This window comes from Roseovarius sp. THAF8 (genome assembly GCF_009363735.1).
GTDB lineage: Bacteria > Pseudomonadota > Alphaproteobacteria > Rhodobacterales > Rhodobacteraceae > Roseovarius.
On record NZ_CP045410.1, the window covers coordinates 1,074,987 to 1,090,830 of the forward strand.

13 protein-coding genes and 1 tRNA gene are annotated in these 15,844 nt (G+C 66.8%); 7 read left to right on the forward strand and 7 right to left on the reverse strand.

The window, feature by feature from the left end:
- The first annotated feature begins 17 nt into the window (after positions 1-17).
- Positions 18-734: an NUDIX hydrolase gene (locus FIU85_RS05255; protein ID WP_152496115.1), complete on the forward strand. Its 717-nt coding sequence runs from the start codon at positions 18-20 to the stop codon at positions 732-734.
- A 12-nt stretch (positions 735-746) separates the two neighbouring features.
- On the opposite strand, the gene FIU85_RS05260 is transcribed toward FIU85_RS05255, so the two are convergent.
- Entirely contained in the window at positions 747-1,622 is an 876-nt protein-coding gene (locus tag FIU85_RS05260; RefSeq protein WP_152498186.1) for a DMT family transporter, read from the reverse strand.
- A 319-nt stretch (positions 1,623-1,941) separates the two neighbouring features.
- The gene (locus FIU85_RS05265) at positions 1,942-2,883 is read right to left on the reverse strand and encodes a fatty acid desaturase (protein WP_152496116.1); all 942 of its coding nucleotides are present in this window, start codon (positions 2,881-2,883) and stop codon (positions 1,942-1,944) included.
- Positions 2,884-2,988: 105 nt separating this feature from the next.
- Here FIU85_RS05265 and FIU85_RS05270 point away from each other — a divergent pair, with 105 nt between their 5' ends.
- On the forward strand, positions 2,989-3,852 hold the full coding sequence (locus tag FIU85_RS05270; RefSeq protein WP_152496117.1) for a helix-turn-helix domain-containing protein: 864 nt from the start codon (positions 2,989-2,991) through the stop codon (positions 3,850-3,852).
- A 201-nt stretch (positions 3,853-4,053) separates the two neighbouring features.
- Here FIU85_RS05270 and FIU85_RS05275 read toward each other — a convergent pair whose 3' ends face one another.
- Positions 4,054-5,097 carry an aldo/keto reductase gene (locus tag FIU85_RS05275; protein ID WP_152496118.1) on the reverse strand — a complete coding sequence of 348 codons (1,044 nt, stop codon included), beginning with the start codon at positions 5,095-5,097 and terminating at the stop codon, positions 4,054-4,056.
- A 112-nt stretch (positions 5,098-5,209) separates the two neighbouring features.
- Here FIU85_RS05275 and FIU85_RS05280 point away from each other — a divergent pair, with 112 nt between their 5' ends.
- Both FIU85_RS05280 and FIU85_RS05285 read left to right on the forward strand, forming a co-directional pair.
- Complete coding sequence (locus FIU85_RS05280) at positions 5,210-5,830, forward strand: ImuA family protein (protein ID WP_152496119.1); 621 nt, start codon at positions 5,210-5,212, stop codon at positions 5,828-5,830.
- Between the two features lie 114 nt (positions 5,831-5,944).
- The gene (locus FIU85_RS05285) at positions 5,945-6,340 is read left to right on the forward strand and encodes a hypothetical protein (protein ID WP_152496120.1); all 396 of its coding nucleotides are present in this window, start codon (positions 5,945-5,947) and stop codon (positions 6,338-6,340) included.
- A gap of 5 nt (positions 6,341-6,345) precedes the next feature.
- Here FIU85_RS05285 and FIU85_RS05290 read toward each other — a convergent pair whose 3' ends face one another.
- The gene (locus FIU85_RS05290) at positions 6,346-7,605 is read right to left on the reverse strand and encodes an aminotransferase class V-fold PLP-dependent enzyme (RefSeq protein WP_152496121.1); all 1,260 of its coding nucleotides are present in this window, start codon (positions 7,603-7,605) and stop codon (positions 6,346-6,348) included.
- A 215-nt stretch (positions 7,606-7,820) separates the two neighbouring features.
- Here FIU85_RS05290 and FIU85_RS05295 point away from each other — a divergent pair, with 215 nt between their 5' ends.
- Positions 7,821-9,059 carry an MFS transporter gene (locus FIU85_RS05295; RefSeq protein WP_152496122.1) on the forward strand — a complete coding sequence of 413 codons (1,239 nt, stop codon included), beginning with the start codon at positions 7,821-7,823 and terminating at the stop codon, positions 9,057-9,059.
- 71 nt (positions 9,060-9,130) lie between these two features.
- Positions 9,131-10,843, forward strand: a complete 1,713-nt coding sequence (gene metG / locus FIU85_RS05300) for a methionine--tRNA ligase (protein ID WP_152496123.1) — start codon at positions 9,131-9,133, stop codon at positions 10,841-10,843.
- A 68-nt stretch (positions 10,844-10,911) separates the two neighbouring features.
- Here the strand turns inward: metG and FIU85_RS05305 are convergent.
- The 3 genes from FIU85_RS05305 to FIU85_RS05315 form a co-directional block, all read right to left on the reverse strand.
- A tRNA-Leu gene (locus FIU85_RS05305) sits at positions 10,912-10,997 on the reverse strand.
- Positions 10,998-11,030: 33 nt separating this feature from the next.
- Positions 11,031-11,576 (reverse strand): tetratricopeptide repeat protein, encoded by a 546-nt coding sequence (locus tag FIU85_RS05310; protein WP_152496124.1) that lies wholly within the window; start codon positions 11,574-11,576, stop codon positions 11,031-11,033.
- Between the two features lie 54 nt (positions 11,577-11,630).
- The gene (locus FIU85_RS05315; protein WP_152496125.1) at positions 11,631-12,101 is read right to left on the reverse strand and encodes an Lrp/AsnC family transcriptional regulator; all 471 of its coding nucleotides are present in this window, start codon (positions 12,099-12,101) and stop codon (positions 11,631-11,633) included.
- Between the two features lie 123 nt (positions 12,102-12,224).
- On the opposite strand from FIU85_RS05315, the gene putA reads away from it, so the two are divergent.
- Positions 12,225-15,671 carry a bifunctional proline dehydrogenase/L-glutamate gamma-semialdehyde dehydrogenase PutA gene (gene putA, locus FIU85_RS05320; RefSeq protein ID WP_152496126.1) on the forward strand — a complete coding sequence of 1,149 codons (3,447 nt, stop codon included), beginning with the start codon at positions 12,225-12,227 and terminating at the stop codon, positions 15,669-15,671.
- The last annotated feature ends 173 nt before the right edge of the window (positions 15,672-15,844 follow it).

The window sequence follows — 15,844 nt, forward strand, 5'->3', positions numbered from 1 at the left end:
CGAAGGACAGGGTTTGAATGACCGCAAGCTACCCGAAACATTCCGACAAGACCGCCATCCGCGACGCCGCCACGGTGATCGTACTGCGCGACCGCATGACCGAGCCACGCGTGCTGATGGGTCAGCGCGGCGCCAGGGCCGCCTTCATGCCCAACAAGTTCGTCTTTCCCGGCGGCGCTGTGGATGCGGGCGACGCGGACATCCCGCTGGCCCGCCCCATGCCCGACGGCTGCGCCGCCCGCCTGCGCGACGACAGCGAAACCGACCGCTCGCACGCGCTCGCCGCCGCCGCGATCCGCGAACTCTGGGAAGAAACCGGCCAGGTTCTGGGCCAGCCCGGCGACTGGTCCGGCCCGCCGCCCGCCGATTGGGAAAGTTTCGCAGCCACCGGCCACCTGCCCGACGCTTCCGCGCTGCAATTCGTCTTCCGCGCCATCACGCCCCCGGGCCGCCCCCGGCGCTTCGACGCGCGGTTCTTCCTGGTCGACGCCACGGCGCTCGCCTCGGACCCGGACGATTTCTCGCCCGCCTGCGACGAGCTCAGCCATCTTCAGTGGGTGCCGCTGGCCACCGCCCGCCACGACTATGACCTGCCCTTCATCACCGAGGTCGTCCTGGCCGAGATCGAGGCCCGCGCCCACGATCCCGCGCCGCCCGCCTCGGTGCCGTTCTTTCGCAATGACGACGAAAGCAACCTCTTCAAACGCCTCTACGGCGCGCCCCTGCCTGATTGACGCCCGGCGCCGCTAGCCCAGCAACACCAGCAACAGGATGCTGGCGCTCACCAGAACGATCCCGACCAGTTCGCGCCGCGTCACCGTCTCGCGGAAGAACAGCACCGAGGCTATCAGCGAAAAGATCACCTCCACCTGTCCCACCGCGAACACGTAGGCCGCGTTCTGCAAGGTGAAGGCCGTGAACCAGCCGACACTGCCCAGCAGGCTCGTCACCCCCATCCACACCGCGCGGCCCCGCGCCGCCCAGACGCGGGCCAACTGCCCCGGCTCGCCCCAACACAGATAGGCCGCCATGCCAAGGCTCTGCGCCGCCGTCACCGCCGCCACCGCGATCATCGCCCGCAGGAACGCATCGTCGCTGGCCACTTCCAGCGTCGCCCCCCTGTAGGTCACCGCCGATACCGCAAAGAACGCCCCCGAGGCCAGCCCCAGCGCCGGCGCCCGGCTGGTCACCCGACGCCACCAGCCGCCCGCGCCGCCGGGCACGTCCGACAACACCAGCACGCCGACGAGCCCCAGGAAGATTGCCACCAGCCCAGGCAGGCTGATGCGGTCGCCCAGCACGATCAGCCCCACCAGGGCGGTCTGCACCACCTCGGTCTTCTTGAACGTGATCCCCACCGCGAAGTTGCGCTCGGCAAACAGCAGCACCACGCACCACGTCGCCAGTATCTGCGCCAGTCCGCCGCTCACCACGTAGATCCAGAACCGCCCGCCCACAGCCGGCAGCCCCTGCCCGGACCATGCCGCATAGCCCCCCGCCAGCACCGCCGCCAGCGGCGCGGCATAGGCGAACCGCGCGAAGGTCGCGCCCAGGGCGCTCAACGTCCCCATGCTCAGCGATTTCTGCAACATGAAGCGCAGCGTTTGAAAAAACGCCGCCATGACGGCAAGAAGGATCCACGGTTCTAGGACCAATTGAGCTTCATCCCGCACCACCGGCGCGTGTCGGATTTTGCCGCCCGCCAGGAGATTTGCGCGCCGCGATCTGGTTGATCGCAAGCGCAGATCGACGCCGCGGGAGGCAAAATCCGCCGCGTCGCTCTGTGATTTCGCCAAAATTCATGCTCTCTGCGTTGTTTCCGCTTGAAAGGGGGCCACCCTTCCTGCGCGAAAACGCCTGGAGAGTCCGAATTTTGAACTGAAACCGGTGATGCGGGATGAAGGTCAATTGGTCCTGTCATGGGTCCCTATTGCCGGTCTTTTACTTCCTCCGCCAGAGCGGATGCGCCACCGGGTCCTTCGCCCGCAACAGGTGCCGCGCGAAAATCTCGGCGTAAGAGCGGTAGTAATACCCGCCATTGCGCCGCAGGTAGGTCTCGCGGTTCTGCCGCCACATCGCCGGCAGGCGGTACCACGCCACGCGCGGGTGCATGTGATGCACCACGTGCAGGTTGTTGTTCAGAAAGAGAAACGCCAGCGGCCCGCCATCCTCGACCACCACGGTGCGCCCGCTGGCGCGCTCATGCGCCCGGTGCTCCAGGAAGGTGCGGATCTTCAGGATCGCATAGGCCGCGTAGGCACTGACCAGGTAGGCCCAGACCGGCATCGGCGAGACAGCGACGACCCCCAGCACCGCCGCCACGCCCAGCCCGTGCAACGCCCAGGCCCGCGCGACGCCCCGGTCCCCGGCCCGGATCGCGGCCCAGTCGCCGCGCATGAACACCACCTGTCCCAGCACCGGACCCACGATCATCCGCCCCAAGAGCGTGTTGTTGAACCGCAGCACAGCCCGGAACCAGTCCGGCAGCCGCCCCCAGACCTCCGGGTCCAGGTAGTTCGATTCCGGGTCGTCATAGGGATCGGTCAGCAGGCTGTCACGGTGATGCGCCAGATGCAGGTCCATGAACCGCCGGTAGGGCACGCACAGCCCGAGGCTGAAAAACCCAAGCGCCTCGTTGAACCTGTCGTTTCGGGTCGGGTGCCCGTGGATCATCTCGTGCACCAGCGACGAATGCAGCGTGATCCCGATCGCCGCCACCGCCACGCCTGCCGGCAGCCAAAGCCCTGCCAGCCAGAAAAGCGCCACGCCCCAACCCGCGTAACAGGCGGCCAACAGTCCCAGTGTCGGCCATTCCACGTCCGCCAGCGCACGCGCTTCCGGCCCCGGCACCGGTCCGGCGCCGCCTTCCAGTTCCACTTTCATCTTGTCCCCAATTCCGTCCTTCACAAAACCGTTACGACAAATCCTGTCAGCGGGGCAGTCAGAGAATGATTAACAAACCTCCCGTTTGTTGATAAAATCCAACATATGATCCAGAAATCCGACAAACGCGACCGCGCCACCCTGTTCCGCACCCGCCTGAACGAGGCGCTGCGCCTGCGCGGCACCTCGCAAAGCGCGCTGGCGCGCAGCGTCGGCGTCGACCGTTCGACCATCTCGCAACTGCTCAAGGGCACCGGCGCGCGCCTGCCCAACGCGCAGGTGGTGGGCGAATGCGCGCGCGCGCTCGGCGTCTCCGCCGACTGGCTCCTGGGCCTCACCGACCGGCCCGAGACCGCCGCGGACATCCTCGCCAACACGCTCTCGCTGACCGAGGCGCCCCGCGCGCTCGTCGATGAACAGATCTTCACCTGGCACCGCGAGGCCGCGGGCTACAAGATCCGCCACGTCCCCGCCGGCCTGCCCGACATGCTCAAGACCCGCGATCTGCTGGAATGGGAATACGCGCCCCACCTGGGCCGCTCCACCGAACAGGCCATCGGCGCGTCAGAGGACCGGCTCGACTGGATGCGCGGCACCCGCTCGGATTACGAGATCGCCCTGCCGCTCTTCGAGATGCACAGCTTCATCGCCGGCGAAGGCTATTACCACGGCCTGCCCCGCCAGATCCGCCAGAGCCAGGTCGACTACCTGCTCGAGATCACCGAACAGCTCTACCCGCGCCTGCGCCTCTATCTCTTCGACGCCCGCCGGCTCTATTCCGCGCCCGTGACGATCTTCGGCCCGCTCTTGGCCGTCATCTATATCGGCCGCAACTACCTCGCCTTCCGCGACACCGAACGGGTCGAGGCCCTGACCCTGCATTTCGACAACCTGGTCCGCGAGGCCGCCATCGGCGCCCGCGACCTGCCGGACCACATCCGCCATTGCTGGGCCGAAACCTCGGACTAGGTCCGCCCCGCCCCTTCCTCTGGCCGAAAATATCCTGGGGGAGCGGCGAAACACCGTTTCGCCGCGGGGGCAAAGCCCCCGGCAACGCCCGCCACACAGGCGGTTTCAGTCGGATATCGCGTAGGCTGGGTGAAAACCCACCACCCCGACCCCGTCGCTCCCACGCTGCGTAGGGTGGGTGAAACCCACCACTCCCACGCCTCAATAGGGCATCGGATGCGCCTTGTGCGTGTCGTTCAACGCCTCCAGAACCTCGTCGGACAACGTCACCTCCGCCGCGCCCAGCGCCAGGTCCAACTGCTCCAGCGACGTCGCCCCGAAAATGACCGAGGCCATGAAGGGCCGCGTCAGGCACCAGGCCAGCGCCATCTGCACCAGGTCGAGCCCGAACTGCCGCGCCACCTCCAGGTATGCGTCCACCGCCTCAAAGGCCCTGTCGGTCTTTCGCCCGCCCAACGTCTCGTTCAAAGACAGGCGCGAGCCCTCGGGCACCGCGCCGCCCTGGTACTTGCCGGTCAACAGCCCCGCCGCCAGCGGCGAAAACGCCAGCAAGCCCACATCCTCGTTCACGCTCAGCTCCGCCAAATCGGTGTCGAACAGCCGACACATCAGCGAATACTCGTTCTGGATCGAGGCCACCCGCGGCCCGCCCACCTCTTCGGCCACCCGCAACCACTGCGCCGTCCCCCAGGCACTCTCGTTGGACAGGCCAAAGGCCCGGATCGTGCCCCGCTCCACCTCGCGCTGCAACGCCCCCAGCGCATCCTCCATATGCGCCCGCGTCGCGGCCGGGTCCTGCCCCGACGGATCGAAGGTCCAGTTCTGCCGGAACATGTAGCTGCCCCGGTTGGGCCAGTGAAACTGGTAAAGGTCGATCACGTCAGTCTGCAACCGCTTCAACGATCCCTCGATGGCCTGCGGGATCGTCGCGGACGAGATCGGCGCGCCGTCCCTCACATGCTGCATCCCCTCGCCCGAATGTTTCGTGGCCAGCACCACGTCACCGCGCCGCCCCGTCCGCGCGATCCAGGTGCCGATGGTCTCCTCGGTGCGCCCGATGGTCTCCTTCGCGATCGGGTTCACCGGGTACATCTCGGCGGTGTCGATGAAATCCACGCCCCGGTCCAGCGCCATGTCGATCTGGGCATGGCCCTCGGCCTCGGTATTCTGCGTGCCCCATGTCATCGACCCGAGGCAAAGCGCACTCACCTCGATCCCCGTCCGTCCCAACTGCCTGCGCTGCATGTCCCGCTCCGTCTTGCCTGTGGTCAAAGCCCCATATGTAGCGGCTCTGACGCGGGCGTCACCCCGTATTTCGAGATTGAGAACAAATAGCGAACAAATTACATTGAACGGCATGGACACCACCCTGCTCACCCGGCGCAGCAGCCACCGCACCCGCCCCGCGCTCACCGTGCTGGGCGAGATGGCCCTGACCCCCGCCCGCCTGCATGAACTGTGCGGGCCGGCGCGGCACATGGCGGCGATGCTGGTGGCCGCCGCCACCCAAGGCCCGGTGTTCTGGATCGCGCCCGACTGGGCCGCAGACCGGCTCAACCCCGACGGCATGGTGGCGCTGGCGGATCCCGAACGCTTCACCTTCCTGTCGCCGCGCCAGCCCATCGACCTGCTTTGGTGCCTCGAGGAAGTGCTGCGCTCCGGCGCCGTGCCCCTCGCCGTGGCCGAACTGCCGGACCTGCCCAACCTCACCCAGGTCCGCCGCCTGCATCTCGCGGCCGAAACCGGCGCGGCCGAAGGTGCCGGCGCGCCGCTGGGCCTCATTCTCACCCCCGGCGAGGGCGGCGCCCCCGGCGTCGAAAGCCGCTGGCACATGGCCCCCGCCCACGCCCCCGGCCGGCTGGGCTGGACCCTCGCGCGCCGCCGCGCCCGCACCCTGCCCCCGGCGACATGGGCCGTGACCCGCGCCAGGGGCGCCTTTGCGCTCGAGCCCTGCAAGGAAACTGGCAATCCTGCCTAAAGCGTTTCGCCAAAAACCTGAATCACAGCTTTTGGCGAAGCGCAGTGAAAGGCTTGATTGATGCGCACGCCCCGCCGTTATCTGATGTGTCAGGCCAAAGGCGGGACGCTTTAAGTGACAGACGGGACACGCAAAACACCCGGCCTCGCCGCCGCGCTCTGGCGCGACCTGCTGGGGCGCCGCGCCTTCTGGGCGTCAGCCCTGCTGCTTGCGGGTACGCTTGTGCTACTCGCGATCTTCTTCGTCCGCATCCCGGCCAGCGTCGACTTCATGATTGCCCGCATCGACAGCATCACCCAGATCGAGACCGATTTCGGCACCCGCCCGGCCTATACCGCCACCACCGACACCGGCCGGCATTTCCCTCTCGTCGCCCCGAACCGCCTGACCCCGCTGCTTGCCCCCGGCGACCGGATCTGCCTGCGGGTCCAGACCGACCGCTTCACCGGGCGTGTCACCGCGCGTCACGCCGTCGAGGCGCCGAAGTGTCGGCCCGCGTCGGCCACCTGACCGCCTTACGCCGCACCGCCCATCTCGCGCAGCGCGGTCAGCAGCCGCGCCACCTCGGCCTCGGTATTATAGTGACACATCGAGATGCGGATGCAGTCGCTCAGGCCCAGCGGCTTCAGCACGTTGCCGCTGTAATGATCGTCCTTGCGGATATGCGTGCGGATACCCTGCGCGTTCAGCCGCTCCACCACCTTCGCCGAAGGCACACCCTCCACCACCACCGACACCAGCCCCTCGCGCGCCGGGTTGTCGGCCCCGCCCAGGATGGTGATGTGATCCATGTCGCGCAGACCGGGCAGGTTGCCGGTGCCCTTGATCATGGCGTCCGTCAGGTGCGTCTCGTAGGCATGAATGGCCCGCCCCGCCGCCTCGATCCGGCGGCGGCGGTCGGTCTCGCCCGACACCTCGCCGCCCAGCCAGTCGAAATAGGCCACCACGTCCGACACGGTGGCATAGGACCCCGCATCGCGCGTGCCCATCTCCCAGGCATCCTCGGGCGACCCGATCAGCCGCTCATGCGGCATCACCGCCAGCCGGTCCGAGATCCAGCCGATCCCGAACCCGTGCCGCGAAAATACCTTGTAGGGCGAAATCGCATAGCCATCGGCCCGGTAGCTGTCGATATCCAGCTGCCCATGCGCCGCGTGCTGGATACCGTCCACGATGATCACCGCCTCCGGCGCCACCGCCCGGATCGCCGCTGAAATCGCCGCCACGTCCATGCCCATCCCCGTCACCGGCGAGGCATGGACGATGGTCGCCACCGCCACGTCGGGCGTCATCCGTTCGGCATAGGCCTCGGCGGTCACGACACCCAGCGCATCGTCATGCGGTACCTCGACATATTCGAGCCCCGCCACCTCGGCCCAGCGCCGCGCCGCGCTGCGCGACGCCGGATGCTCGATCGACGACCCGATCACCTTGCCCCCCTCGGGCGCGTTCACGCAGGCCGTGCGGATCATCCGAAACAGCAACTCCGTCCCGCTTTCGCCCGCAAAGAACTGCCCAGAGGAAGCGTTCATGAACACCGCCAGATCCGCCTTGGCGCGGTCGATCACGTCCTGGATGCCCTGCCCCGCCGGGTTCGCCCGGCCCGGGTTGTCCGGGATCGCGGCGTAAAAACCGGATGTCTCAACCACCTTTTTCAGCGTCAGCGCCCCGCCCGCGTTCTCGAAGAAAATCCGCTCGCCCTGGAACGGGCAGCTCTCCACATGGGCAAAGCGGTCCCGGATGGCATGGATCAGTTCGGGGGTCTCTTGGATCATGACGTCTCCTGTCGCATTGAAGGCCTTGCGCCATATGCCGGGATTCCCGCACCGCATACAAGCCGCCTGCCTGCCGGCCCGTGAACGCGGCAAAATCAGGCACTTGGCCAAAGCGGCGCACGCGTCAGGGCTTTGCACCCACATACGCCGAAAACGACGCCCTTCTGTCGAAAACGCGGCAGGACATCGCCACGCCCGCGTGCCAAGTTGGCCCCATGCGCATGATCATCTCCTTCGCGGCCCTTTTCCTGTCGGTCATCCTGTTGCAGCTCTCCACCGGCGGCGTGGCACCGCTCGATGCGCTGTCAGGGCTGACGCTCGACTTCTCCACGCAGGAAATCGGCTTTCTCGGCTCGGCGCATTTCTTCGGCTTCTTCATCGGCTGCTGGTTCGCGCCGCGCCTGATGGGCTCGGTCGGCCATTCCCGCGCCTTCGCCGCCTTCACCGCCGCCGGGGCCATCGGCCTTCTGATGCACATGATCATCATCGACCCCATCGCCTGGGCGCTAATGCGCGTGGCCTCGGGCCTGTGCATCGCGGGCTGCTACACGGTGGTCGAGGCCTGGCTGCAAGCCAAGGTCACGAACGAGACGCGCGGGCGCACCATGGGCATCTACCGGGTGGCCGACATGGGCGCGTCGCTGGTGGCGCAAATGCTGATTTCCGTTCTGGAACCGGCCTCCTACGTCTCCTACAACATCCTCGCCATCATCTGCTGCGCCTCGCTCCTGCCGCTGACGCTCACGACGGTGCGCCAGCCGGAAACGCCCAAAGCCCCCCGCCTGCGCCCCATGCTGGCGGTCGAATGCTCACCGCTCGCCGCCGCCGCCGTGATCGTCGCGGCGCTCTCCAGCGCCACCTTCCGCATGGTCGGGCCGCTCTATGGCCAGCAGGTCGGCCTCGCGCTCGACCAGATCGCCTGGTTCCTCGCCGCCTTCGTCCTCGGCGGCGCACTGGCCCAGTATCCCGCCGGCTGGCTCGCCGACAAGTTCGACCGCCGCCACGTGATGATCGGCCTCTCGGTCGCCGCCATCCTGTGCTGCATCGTCACCGCCCTGGCCGGAACCACCTCGCCCAACGGCGCGATGATCGCCGCCTTCTTCTTCGGCTTCACCGCCTTCCCGATCTATTCCGTGGCCGCCGCCCACGCCAACGACTTCGCCACGTCGGAACAACGCGTGGAACTCTCGGCGGCGCTGATGTTCTTCTTCGCCCTCGGCGCCATCGCCGCGCCCTACGTGGCCTCCGCCCTGATCGAACGTTTCGGCCCGCAGGCGATGTTCGTTATGATCGCCACGGCCCATGCCGTGCTCATCGTCTTCAGCCTCGTGCGGATGCTGGCCCGGCCCAGCGCCGGCGCCCGCACCCGCTATGTCTGGTCGCCCCGCACGTCCTTCCTGATCGGGCGGCTGACCCGCACCGCCCGCGAGGACGACACGCGCACCGATCCCTGACGCCAACCGCCTCTGGCACAGGCCGCGCCATTGCGTTACATGGACGCTCAAAGCCCCAAGGACGTCTCGCAATGGCCCGCCACCTCATCACCTCCGCCATTCCCTACATCAACGGGATCAAGCACCTCGGCAATCTCGTGGGCAGCCAACTGCCTGCCGATCTCTATGCCCGCTACCTGCGCGGCCGGGGGCACGAGGTGCTGTTCCTCTGCGCCACCGACGAGCACGGCACGCCCGCCGAACTCGCCGCCGCCAAGGCCGGCAAACCCGTGGCTGAATATTGCGCCGAGATGTGGCAAGTGCAGGACAAGCTGAGCCAGGGCTTCCGCCTCAGCTTCGACCATTTCGGCCGCTCCTCGTCCGAGCAGAACCGCAAGCTCACCCAGCATTTCGCCGGCAAGCTCTATGACGCCGGCCTGATCGAGGAAGTGACCGAAAAACAGGTCTATTCCAACGCCGACGGTCGCTTCCTGCCCGACCGCTATATCGAGGGCACCTGCCCCAATTGCGGCTTCGAGAGCGCCCGCGGCGACCAGTGCGACAACTGCACCAAGCAGCTTGACCCCGTCGACCTGATCAATCCGCGCTCGACCATTTCCGGCTCGACCGACCTCGAAATGCGCGAGACCAAGCACCTCTACCTGCGCCAGAGCCAGATGAAGGACCGGCTGGAAGACTGGATCGACACGCGGCAAGGCTGGCCGGTGCTGACCACCTCCATCGCCAAGAAATGGCTCAATGACGGCGACGGCCTGCAGGATCGCGGCATCACCCGCGATCTGGACTGGGGCGTACCGGTCCAGCGCGGGGACGCCCCTTGGCCCGGCATGGAAGGCAAGGTTTTCTATGTCTGGTTCGACGCCCCCATCGAATACATCGCCTGCGGCGCCGAATGGGTCGAGGCGGGCAAGGGCGACGACTGGGAACGCTGGTGGCGCACCGACAAGGGCGCCGAGGATGTCCGCTACACCCAGTTCATGGGCAAGGACAACGTGCCCTTCCACACGCTCAGCTTCCCGGTCACGATCCTCGGGTCGGGCGAGCCGTGGAAGCTGGTCGACTACATCAAGTCGTTCAACTACCTCAACTATGATGGCGGGCAGTTCAGCACCTCGCGCGGGCGCGGCGTCTTTATGGACCAGGCGCTGGACATCCTTCCGGCCGATTACTGGCGTTGGTGGCTGCTCAGCCACGCCCCTGAAAGCTCAGATGCCGAGTTCACCTGGGAAAACTTCCAGGCAAACGTCAACAAGGATCTCGCCGACGTCCTGGGCAATTTCGTCTCGCGCGTGACCAAGTTCTGCCGCTCCAAATTCGGCGAAGCCGTCCCCGAGGGGGGCAGCTACGGCCCCGAAGAGGCCGCGCTGATCGACACGCTCACCACCCGCATCCGCGCGTATGAGAAACACATGGAAGCCATCGAGGTGCGCAAATCCGCCACTGAACTGCGCGCCATCTGGGTCGCGGGCAACGAGTACCTGCAAACCGCCGCCCCGTGGTCGACCTTCAAGGAAGACCCCGAAAAGGCCGCCATGCAGATCCGCCTCGCGCTCAACCTCATTCGGCTATATGCCGTGATCTCCGCGCCCTTCATCCCCGACGCCTCCGCTGCGATGCTGCAGGCCATGCAGACCGATGATTGCCACTGGCCCGACGACGTGGATCAGGCGCTGCAAAGCCTGAAACCCGGCGACGCCTTCACCGTCCCGGACGTGCTTTTCGCCAAGATCACCGACGACCAGCGCGAGGAGTGGGCGGCGCGCTTCGCCGGCACCCGCACCTGAGGGCACCCGGCAAATCTTTTCTGAAAAGATTTGCCAAAAGCTTTCTCAAAGCTTTTGGCCCGTCCCCCTGGTACCCGCGGCCGGACTCGAACCGGCACGGCCTTTCGGCCTGGAGATTTTAAGTCTCCTGTGTCTACCATTCCACCACGCGGGCTCAGGCCCCCGTCGTAGCGTGACACTTGCGCGATCACAACTCCTCTTCGCCCTGCTCCAGCACCGGCAACAGGTGCCGCTCGCCCAGCCACGGGTTCAGCGCCAGCGCCTCTCGCAGGGCCAGCGCCGCCTCGCCGTTGCGCCCCAGCGCATGCAGGGTCAGCGCCTGCCCCGTCCGCGCCGCCACGTGGCGCGGCTGCAACTCCAGCGTCCGTTTCAGGTCCGGCAAGGCCGCCTCGAAATCCTCTCTCAGGAAATGGATGAACGCCCGCTGGTTGTACCCTTCGGCGTAATCCGGGCAATACGCCACCAAGGCCTCGGCCGCCGCCATCGCCGCGTCGTAATCATACGACTCGCGCCGCGCCATCGCCTCGTCCAGTAACCCTTGCGCCCTGGCGTCCGGCGCTTCGGCCCACAGCGCCCACATCTCGTCCGACAGCGCCCGCCCCGCCGCCTCGTCCGGCGCGGCCTGCGCCGCATCGATCAGCCGCGACAGCTCCGCCGAATGGTCAGGCGCGTCAGGACAGGTCTCGGCCCGGGCCGGGCCGGCCAGCACGCAGGCAATCAGCAAATGTCTCATGTGCTTCAATGATGCGCCGCCCGCCGCCGAAATCAACGCGCAAATACGCCCCGCTCAGAACACCTCCGACAGCGCGTTCTCCTTCAACGCCTCCATCGCCACGTAGGTCGAGGTCTTCGACACGTGCGGTAAAGTGCTGATCTGCTCGGCCAGCACCCGGCGGTAATCCTGCATGTCCTGCGTGCGAATCTTCATCAGGTAATCGAAATTCCCCGCAATCAGATGCACCTGCTCGATCTCCGGGATTCGCTTCACCGCCGTGTTGAACTCCGCCAGCGCGCTTTCCCGCGTGTCGGTCAGGCTCACCTCGACGAAACTCACATGGTCCAGCCCCAGCCGGATCGGATCCACCAGCGCCCGGTAGCCCGAGATCACGCCCTCGCGTTCCAGCTTGCGCAGCCTGGCCTGGGTGGGCGACTTCGACAACCCGATCCGCCCGGCCAGCTCGGTTATGCTGATCCGGCCTTCGGCCACCAGCACGCGAAGAATCGCCTTGTCGAACTGATCCAGCTCGTTTGCATCCATTTGACTTGTCTCCCCGGCGAATTACCGTCTCTTTATCCCGCCAAACCACATCAATCGGGAAATCAGAACAGATATACAGTGGTACACTAGTCCAAATCGCCATCCCCCAGCAAGAGGACCGCAATGCCCTACGATTCCGACCTGCGCCGTGTGATCGACCAGACCACCTATGCCGAAGAGGCCGAAACCGTCGCCCGCCTGACCGAGGTGGCGGGCCTCACGGAAGAGGATCGCGTGCGCATCTCGAAATCCGGCGCCGACCTCGTGCGCCGCATCCGCAACCAGTCGGACCCGGGGTTGATGGAGGTGTTCCTGGCCGAATACGGCCTCTCCACCGACGAGGGCATCGCGCTCATGTGCCTCGCCGAAGCGCTCCTGCGTGTGCCCGACGCCGACACGATCGACGCCCTGATCGAGGACAAGATCGCGCCGTCGGACTGGGGCAAGCACATGGGCCATTCCACCTCGCCGCTGGTCAACGCCTCCACCTGGGCGCTGATGCTCACCGGCAAGGTCCTCAAGGACGACAATCCCGGCCCCGTCGGCCACCTGCGCGGCGCCATCCGGCGCCTGGGTGAGCCGGTGATCCGCACCGCCGTCGGCCGCGCCATGCGCGAAATGGGCCGCCAGTTCGTGCTGGGCGAGACCATCGAGTCGGCCATGGACCGCGCCGCGAAGATGGAGAAGAAAGGCTACACCTACTCCTACGACATGCTGGGCGAGGCCGCGCGCACCGACGCCGACGCCATCCGCTATCATCTCGCCTATTCCCGCGCGATCAGCGCTATTTCCAACGCCTGCACGCACAAGGAAATCCGCAAGAACCCCGGCATCTCGGTCAAGCTCTCGGCCCTCCACCCCCGCTACGAGGTCGCGCAGCAGCATCAGGTCATGGACGTGCTCATGCCCCGCCTGCGCTCGCTCGCCATCCTCGCGAAATCCGCCCGCATGGGCCTCAACATCGACGCCGAGGAGGCCGACCGCCTGTCGCTCTCGCTCGAGGTGATCGAGGCCACGCTTTCCGAACCATCCTTGGCCGGATGGGACGGCTTCGGCGTCGTGGTGCAGGCCTACGGGCAACGCGCCTCCCACGTGCTCGACTACCTGCACGACCTGTCGCAAAAGCTGAACCGCCGCATCATGGTTCGCCTCGTGAAAGGCGCCTACTGGGACACCGAGATCAAGCAGGCCCAGGTCGAAGGCGTCGACGGCTTCCCGGTCTTCACCTCCAAACCGGCCACCGACATTTCCTACATCGCCAACGCGCGCAAGCTCCTGTCGATGACCGATCACATCTACCCGCAATTCGCCACGCATAACGCGCACACGGTCGCCGCCATCCTCGACATGGCCCGCGAGATGGACAAGGGCCCAGAGACGTTCGAGTTCCAGCGCCTGCACGGCATGGGCGAGGCGCTGCACAGCATCGTCATGAAGGAACACGGCACCAACTGCCGCATCTACGCCCCTGTCGGCGCCCACCGCGACCTGCTGGCCTATCTGGTGCGCCGCCTTCTGGAAAACGGCGCCAACTCCAGCTTCGTGAACCAGATCGTGGACGAGGATGTGGCCCCCGAAACCGTCGCCCGCGACCCGTTTGACGCCTATCAGGATGACCGCCCGCAACTGCCCACAGGGCCAGAGCTCTTCCTGCCGGAACGTCCCAATTCCAAGGGCTTCGACCTCAAGCACCAGCCGACGCTCGACGTGATCGAAGCCGCGCGCGGCCCCTTCGCCAACGCCACGTGGGATGCAGCCCCCTTGATCGCGGGCAAAGCGGACCCGGAAGACCCCGAAACGGTCTCGAACCCCGCCGACCCGTCCGACAGCCCCGGCACCATCGCCACGGCCAGCAAGGCCGACATCGAGGTCGCGCTTTCCGCCGCCGCGCCCTGGGACGCCTCGATCGAGGAGCGCGCAAAAATCTTAAACTTCGCCGCCGATCTCTACGAGGAAAACTTCGGCGAAATCTTCGCCATCCTCGCCCGCGAGGCCGGCAAGACGCCGATGGACGCCGTGGCCGAACTGCGCGAGGCCGTGGATTTCCTGCGCTATTACGCTGCCAATGCGCCGCAGGATCCACCCGTAGGCATCTTCACCTGCATCAGCCCGTGGAACTTCCCGCTGGCCATCTTCACCGGCCAGATCAGCGCCGCCTTGGCCGCCGGCAACGCCGTGCTCGCCAAGCCCGCCGAGCAGACGCCGCTGATCGCTCATTACGCAATTTCGCTGATGCACAAGGCCGGCGTGCCGAACACGGCGGTCCAACTGCTTCCCGGCGCGGGCGACGTGGGCGCGGCGCTTACCTCCGACGCCCGCGTCGGCGGCGTGGCCTTCACCGGCTCGACCGAGACCGCGCTCAAGATCCGCGCCACAATGGCCAAGAACCTCGCCCCCGGCGCGCCGCTCATCGCCGAAACCGGCGGACTCAACGCGATGATCGTCGATTCCACCGCCCTGCCCGAACAGGCCGTGCAGGCCATCGTCGAATCCGCCTTCCAGTCGGCGGGCCAACGCTGCTCCGCCCTGCGCTGCCTCTACGTGCAAGAGGACGTGGCGGAAGGCTTCACCGAGATGCTCACCGGCGCGATGGACGCGCTTTCCATGGGCAAACCGTGGTCGCTCTCCACCGACGTGGGCCCCGTCATCGACGAAGAGGCCCGCAGCGGCATCGCCGCCCATATCGAACAGGCCCGCGCCGACGGCCGCCTGATCCACGAGATCCCCTCACCCAACTCGGGCTGCTTCATCGCCCCCACGCTGATCAAGGTGAACGGGATCGAGGACATGCAGCGCGAGATCTTCGGCCCGGTCCTGCACATGGCCACCTTCAAGTCGCGCGACCTCGACAAGGTGATCGACGCCATCAACGGCACCGGCTATGGCCTGACCTTCGGCCTGATGACCCGGATCGACGACCGCGTCCAGCACGTGACCGAGGCGGTGCATGCCGGCAACATCTACGTCAACCGCAACCAGATCGGCGCCATCGTGGGCAGCCAACCCTTTGGCGGCGAAGGGCTTTCGGGAACCGGCCCCAAGGCGGGCGGCCCCAACTACCTCGCCCGCTACACGTCCCGCCCCGCCGAGCACACGGATGCCACCTGGAACAGCACGATGGACGCAAAAGCGCTCCAATCCGCGCTCGACAAGGCCGCCAAGACTCACACGCCCCAGCCGGTCGAGGCCATCGTCCTGCCCGGCCCCACCGGCGAGTCGAACCGGCTCACGGCCCACGCCCGCCCGCCGCTCCTCTGCCTCGGCCCCACCAAGGACATGGCCGAGGCCCAGGCCAAGGCGGTCGAGGCCCTCGGCGGCCGCGCCCTGCGTGCCACCGGCCAAGTCGAGCCGGACTCGCTCACCATGCTCTCGGGTTTCTCCGGTGCGCTCTGGTGGGGCGATGCCGACACGGCCCGCGCTTACGCCAAGGCCCTCAGCCAGCGCAAAGGCCCGATCCTGCCGCTGATCACCGGCCTGCCCGATACCGGCCATGTCATGGGCGAACGCCATGTCTGCGTCGACACCACGGCGGCAGGCGGCAACGCGGCGCTTCTGGGTGGCGTCGCCTGAGCCAAAGCCGACACCCCGGCTTTTTCTTGCCGAAAATACTCAGACCCCGCCGCCCGCCACCGGGCGCGGGGTCTGAGCCATGACACAGCGCCCGCCACCCCGCCCATTTTCCGCGCGGAAAATGGCCTGGAAAATACGCATTTTCCAAAGCAGAATTTGCGCAAATTCTGCCC